The 1175-nt window shown below is 67.1% G+C and carries 1 protein-coding gene; it reads right to left on the bottom strand.

All coding sequences use genetic code 11. The features are described 5' to 3' along the window. A partial coding sequence (carB, locus tag BACI9J_RS23365; protein WP_159736719.1) for a carbamoyl-phosphate synthase large subunit occupies positions 1–1175 on the bottom strand: 1175 nt, incomplete at both ends.

The following is a 1175-nucleotide window of genomic DNA, read 5'->3' as shown; positions in this document are numbered from 1 at the left end:
GCGCGAAGGACGCGTGCACGCAGGAGTAGTCGAACTCGACGCCCTGCCCGATGCGGTTCGGACCGGAACCGAGGATGACGACCTTCTTGCGGTCGCTCGGCGTGATCTCGGTCTCGGTGTCGTACGACGAGTAGTGGTACGGCGTCAGGGCCGGGAACTCGCCGGCACAGGTGTCGACCGTCTTGAAGACCGGTCGGATGCCCTGGGCGTGCCGCTCGTCACGGACCTGCTGCTCGGAGACCGGTGCCGCGTCCGTGCTGCGCAGGCTCGCGATCTGGGTGTCGCTGAAGCCGTGCTCCTTCGCCCAGCGCATCGTGTCCGCGTCGAGGGTCTCCGCGGCACGGACCTCGTCCGCGACCTCGTTGATGAGCACGATCTGGTCGATGAACCAGGGGTCGATCTTGGTGGCCTCGAAGACCTCGTCCGCGGTGGCACCCGCGACCAGGGCCTGCTGGACCGTGACGATGCGGCCGTCGGTCGGGATCGACGACTTCGCCAGCAGGGCGTCCTTGTCGAGCTCGGACGCCGGGGTGTCCCAGTGGAAGCTCGACCCGCGCTTCTCGAGCGAGCGCAGCGACTTCTGCAGCGCCGTGGCGTAGTTCCGGCCGATGGCCATCGCCTCGCCGACGCTCTTCATAGTGGTGGTCAGGGTGGCGTCGGCGGCCGGGAACTTCTCGAACGCGAACCGCGGGGTCTTCACGACCACGTAGTCGAGCGTCGGCTCGAAGCTCGCCGGGGTGACCTTCGTGATGTCGTTCTCGATCTCGTCGAGCCGGTAGCCGATCGCGAGCTTCGCGGCGATCTTCGCGATCGGGAACCCCGTGGCCTTCGACGCCAGGGCCGACGAGCGGGACACGCGGGGGTTCATCTCGATGACGATGACGCGGCCGTTGGACGGGTCGACGGCGAACTGGATGTTGCAGCCACCGGTGTCGACGCCGACGCGACGGATGATGTCGATGCCGATGTTCCGCATGTTCTGGTACTCGCGGTCGGTCAGGGTCAGCGCGGGGGCGACCGTGATCGAGTCACCGGTGTGGACACCGACCGGGTCGACGTTCTCGATGGAGCAGATGACGACCGTGTTGTCGTAGTTGTCGCGCATCAGCTCGAGCTGGTACTCCTTCCAGCCGAGGATGGACTCCTCGAGCAGGACCTCGGGCGTCGGGCTGGAC

Origin of the sequence: Arthrobacter sp. 9V, assembly GCF_902506065.1 — a bacterium.
GTDB lineage: Bacteria > Actinomycetota > Actinomycetes > Actinomycetales > Micrococcaceae > Arthrobacter.
The sequence above is the reverse complement of the archived record's forward strand: the minus strand, read 5'-3'. Positions and strand labels throughout refer to the sequence as shown.